The organism is Leptolyngbya sp. FACHB-60, assembly GCF_014695775.1.
In the GTDB taxonomy this organism is placed as follows: Bacteria; Cyanobacteriota; Cyanobacteriia; order Phormidesmidales; family Phormidesmidaceae; genus Nodosilinea.
In genome coordinates this window covers 1-4,850 of sequence record NZ_JACJOX010000038.1, presented here as the reverse complement: position 1 = coordinate 4,850, position 4,850 = coordinate 1, and the positions used below count along the sequence as shown (strand labels likewise).

The window sequence follows — 4,850 nt, the reverse complement described above, 5'->3', positions numbered from 1 at the left end:
TTTTGGCTAGCACTACGGGCCTGTTGAAGCGTCTTCTTCAACTGCGCTTCGCTTTCTGCGATCTCAACGATGAACGGGCGTCCCATGCCTTTTTCCTCAAGGGCTAGCAGTACTCCCATTTTGGCGCACACTCATGTGTAATTGGTATAAGTGTTTCCACCGGAAAATTAGGCAATTTGGGAAAGGTCACCTCAGAGCGATCGCGAGCTAAAGAGCATCCCACTTTCGACAAAATGGTTAACTCGCGAGCTGACCATTGAAGTGGACTCGACATCGCCTTAACGGGGATGATATTTCAGCGGGTACCAAAATTTGCATGTGTCGCCCAATCTGTTTAATAGCAGGCTTGGCCGCCCCTAAACGGCGTTGTTCGAGGGTATACACTCAATTTATTATGGTGAAGATAGATATTATGGTTTGCAGGGCTAATCCTTTGCATATCAAGCCTTGTAAGCTTTTTTGATCTCTTAAGTCAGTGACATGCAGTCTTGGATGGGAAACTTATTAAAGAGATAGGTTGTGACAATTTCTCGTTCCTGCAGTCGCAGCTCCCCCTAACAGCCTTATTAATCGACGAAATGTTTCCATATCCTAGAGCTGAGGTATGAAGCAGGTTACACCAGCACTGCCCAAAGAAACAGTAAACACAAAACTCATTACTAATGTCTTGCATAGGTAGATGAAAGAGGGCTCTTTAATGATTGCTGCTGAACTATCGGATGTTTTAGAAATTAGGCCGAGGGTTTTCGAAGATGACCGCGGCTTCTTCTTTGAGAGCTTTAATCACAAAATGTTTGCAGAGCAAGTTGGGTTTACTTATACCTTTGTTCAAGACAACCACTCCCGCTCAGTGCAGGGGGTCTTGCGTGGTCTGCACTATCAAATTCATCAACCTCAAGGCAAGCTGATTCGCGTCGTTATGGGCGAAATCTTTGATGTTGCTGTAGACCTTCGAAAGTACTCATCTACATTTGGGCAATGGGTCGGCTATCAGATCTCAGCAGACAAGAAAAACCAGGTTTGGGTACCTCCTGGGTTTGCCCATGGATTTCTAGTGGTATCAGGTATTGCTGAGGTGATATACAAAACCACTGATTACTACGCTCCTCAATACGAGCGCTGTATCGCTTGGAATGATCCTGATTTGGCGATCGCTTGGCCCCTATCAATTGAACCAGTACTCTCGCCCAAAGACCAAGCCGGCCGACCGCTGAGCATGGCCGAGGTTTACTCATGACGCGCCTGCTTCTGTTGGGCAAAACTGGCCAACTGGGGCAAGAGCTGGCTCGATTACTGCCTCAGTCGATGACGGTTTTTGCCCTGGGTCGAGCTGATGTAGACCTAACTCAGGAGCCGCAACTGCATCAGGCAGTGCTCACCGCTCAGCCCGACCTAATCGTTAACGCCGCCGCTTATACAGCAGTTGACCGGGCCGAACAAGAGCCCGAGGCTGCCTTTGCTGTCAACGAATCGGTGCCAGCAGCCCTGGCAGTGGTAGCTAAACAGCTTTCTATTCCGCTGATCCATGTTTCTACGGACTACGTGTTTGATGGGCAGCATTATCTACCCTATCAAGAGACCGATTCGCCCAACCCTATCAGCGTTTATGGTCGTTCTAAGCTGGCGGGTGAGGAGGCCATTCGCCAAACCTGGGACAATCACTATATCGTTCGTACCTCCTGGCTTTACGGCGCGCTGGGCAAAGGCAATTTTGTTAAAACGATGCTGCGGCTTGGGCAAAGCCGGGCCGAATTAGGGGTCGTTTGCGATCAAATTGGCTCACCTACCTCAACCCAGTACCTGGCTGAGGGAATTACTAAGCTAGTGCATAGTTTAATCATCACCGATGGGTCGTTGGCTCTGCCCTCGGGCACCTACCACTTGGCCAACAGTGGGGTAGCTAGTTGGTACGACTTTGCGACTGCGATTTTTGAGGAGGCTAAGATACGCCATTTCCCCCTCGTTATAGAACGGGTTAACCCCCTGACAACGGCAGAGTACCCCACCCTAGCCAAACGCCCGGCCTACTCGGTGCTATCTAGCCGTGAACTAGAAGTTCTTTTGCAGATCACCCCTATTCACTGGCGCGACAGTTTGCGAACCATGCTCGATCAACTGATGGAGAAGATGTAATGAAGGCGCTTATTCTGTCTGGTGGCAAGGGCACTCGTCTTCGCCCGCTGACTTATTCGGGGGCTAAACAGCTGGTGCCCGTCGCCAATAAACCCATTCTTTGGTACGGCATTGAGGCCCTGGTGGCCGCTGGTATTACCGACATTGGCATTGTCGTTAGCCCAGAAACCGGGGGGGAAGTAAAGGCGGCCACTGGCGATGGTGAGCGGTTTGGGGCACAGATCACCTATGTTTTGCAGGCCAAACCGGCTGGTCTTGCCCATGCCGTTCAGGTAGCTCAGCCCTTCCTGGCCGAGTCGCCGTTTGTCATGTATCTGGGTGACAACCTGGTGCAAGATAGCCTCACCCCCATGGTGGAAACCTTTAAGGAACGCCACCTCGACGCTTTAACTCTGCTGTCGCCGGTCCCTAATCCGCAGTCCTTTGGAGTCGCTGAAGTCGATGCAGCAGGTCGCATTCTGCGACTGGAAGAAAAGCCCCAACAACCTGCGTCCAATTTAGCCTTGGTGGGGGTGTATCTTTTTGCCAGCAGCATTCACGCGGTGATAGCTACACTGCATCCCTCGGCGCGAGGCGAGCTAGAAATCACCGATGCCATTCAGGAACTGATTAATCAGCACTACAGGGTTGAGGCCATTCACCTTCAGGGCTGGTGGCTCGACACGGGCAAAAAAGACGATCTGCTTGAGGCCAATCGCATCATTCTAGACACTTACTCTAACTGCTCAATTGAGGGCACTGTAGATGAGCAAAGCCGCGTGATTGGGCGGGTGTCTATTGGTGAGCGCACCCAGGTACGCAACTGCACCATCCGTGGGCCGGTGATAATTGGTAACGACTGCCAGCTAGAAAACTGCTTTGTAGGCCCCTACAGCAGCATTGGTAACCAGGTAACCCTCACCGATGTAGACCTCGATCACAGCGTAATTTTACAGGGGGCCAGGGTAGAGAATATTCACCACCGAATTGTGGATAGTCTAGTGGGGCGGCGGGCCTCGCTCAAGTCTGCCCCTAGGCACCCGAACGCGATGCGCTTTATGGTGGGCGATGACTGTCAGATCGAGTTAACCTCACCCTAGCCCAATTGGCTTCCCTTTTGGGGCTGCCCCTCGTCTATCCACCATCTTGCAACACCCAGTCAGGAGCTTGCCCCAATGCCCCCCCCGTTTGCCGAGACAGCCCCAAGACGACCGCGTCGGTTGCTGATTACTGGCGGTGCCGGGTTTATTGGCTCCAATTTTGTTCACCACTGGGTTAACACTTACCCCAGCGATCGCATTGTGGTACTCGATGCTCTCACCTACGCAGGCAACCTCCAAAACCTGGCGGGGCTAGACCAACAGCCCAATTTTCGCTTTGTGCAGGGAGACATCTGCGATCGTCCCCTGGTAGACCAACTTCTGCACAGTGAAGCGATCGATATTGTCGCCCACTTTGCCGCCGAATCCCACGTCGACCGCTCGATCTTGGGGCCAGAGGCATTTATTCGCACCAATATTCAGGGCACCTTTACCTTGCTCGAAGCCTTTCGTGCCTACTGGCAGGGGAGCCAAACGGCCCGGTTTCTGCACGTATCTACCGATGAGGTGTTTGGCAGCCTCGGCCACACTGACCCGCCCTTTAGCGAAACTACCCCCTATGCTCCCAACAGCCCCTACTCTGCCTCTAAGGCAGGCAGCGACCATTTGGTCCGGGCCTACCACCACACCTACGGCCTGCCCACGTTAATTACCAACTGCTCTAACAACTACGGCCCTTACCATTACCCCGAGAAGCTGATTCCGCTGATCTGCGTCAACATTTTGCTGGGCCAGCCGCTGCCGGTCTATGGCGATGGGCAGAATGTGCGCGACTGGCTCTACGTGGGCGATCACTGCCGTGCCTTAAATGCGGTGATCCACCGGGGCAAGCCTGGAGAGACCTATGCGATCGGCGGCAACAATGAGGTCAAGAATATAGACCTGGTGCAGGCCCTCTGTGCCCTGATGGATGAGTTGGCCCCCCATTTGCCGGTGAAACCCGCGAGCCAGCTGATTACCTTCGTCAAAGATCGGCTCGGCCATGACCGGCGCTATGCGATTGATGCCAGCAAGATTCGCGCTGAGTTGGGCTGGGTACCTCAGGAAACACTGGAAACGGGCCTGCGACAAACGGTGACCTGGTATCTGAGCCATCGTGACTGGTGGCAGCCGTTGCTCTCGGGAGACTACAGGTACAAAGTAGGTCGGCACTGGTCAGTTAAAGGATGATGGTTGGAATGTAGGTTTGGAGAGCCATTTGCCTATGCGTTGTCCCCACTGCCAGAGCGAATCCGTCGTCAAGAATGGGACTCGTCGTCTTCAAGATAATCGGATTGTGAAGTACTAACGGTGCCGGGGATGCACCCATAACTTCAACGAGCCACGGGAACGCCCATGGCCCGGCTTCGGACGCCGTCAAGCGTAGTTGAGTACGCCCTCAATAGCGGTATAGCAATCCGTATAAGGGTTCGGTCAGGCAAAATGACAGGATATCGAGAGGACTATAGTGATGCCAGCTCCCTACAGCTTTGACCTGCGCCAGAAAGTGATTGCCTCGATTGAGTCAGGCCAATCCAAAGTTGCCGTCAGTCAACTGCTGGGCATTGCCCGTAGCACCCTTACGGAATGGCACAACCAGTATCGCGGCAATGGGGAGGTTGCCCCGAAGCAAGGTTACCAGCAGGGCCATAGCCACAA

At 53.2% G+C, this 4,850-nt stretch carries 5 protein-coding genes; all 5 read left to right on the top strand.

Annotated features, from left to right (window positions below):
* The first annotated feature begins 679 nt into the window (after positions 1–679).
* Positions 680–1,237 carry a dTDP-4-dehydrorhamnose 3,5-epimerase gene (gene rfbC / locus H6F57_RS15235; protein ID WP_190624373.1) on the top strand — a complete coding sequence of 186 codons (558 nt, stop codon included), beginning with the start codon at positions 680–682 and terminating at the stop codon, positions 1,235–1,237.
* Positions 1,234–2,133 carry a dTDP-4-dehydrorhamnose reductase gene (rfbD, locus tag H6F57_RS15230; protein ID WP_190624374.1) on the top strand — a complete coding sequence of 300 codons (900 nt, stop codon included), beginning with the start codon at positions 1,234–1,236 and terminating at the stop codon, positions 2,131–2,133. The genes rfbC and rfbD overlap by 4 nt, the downstream gene beginning before the upstream one ends.
* Positions 2,133–3,212: a glucose-1-phosphate thymidylyltransferase gene (locus H6F57_RS15225; RefSeq protein ID WP_190624376.1), complete on the top strand. Its 1,080-nt coding sequence runs from the start codon at positions 2,133–2,135 to the stop codon at positions 3,210–3,212. Before rfbD ends, H6F57_RS15225 begins: the two co-directional genes overlap by 1 nt.
* A gap of 75 nt (positions 3,213–3,287) precedes the next feature.
* Complete coding sequence (gene rfbB, locus H6F57_RS15220; RefSeq protein ID WP_190624377.1) at positions 3,288–4,382, top strand: dTDP-glucose 4,6-dehydratase; 1,095 nt, start codon at positions 3,288–3,290, stop codon at positions 4,380–4,382.
* Positions 4,383–4,662: 280 nt separating this feature from the next.
* A partial coding sequence (locus tag H6F57_RS15210; RefSeq protein WP_190624381.1) for an IS630 transposase-related protein occupies positions 4,663–4,850 on the top strand: 188 nt, incomplete at its 3' end.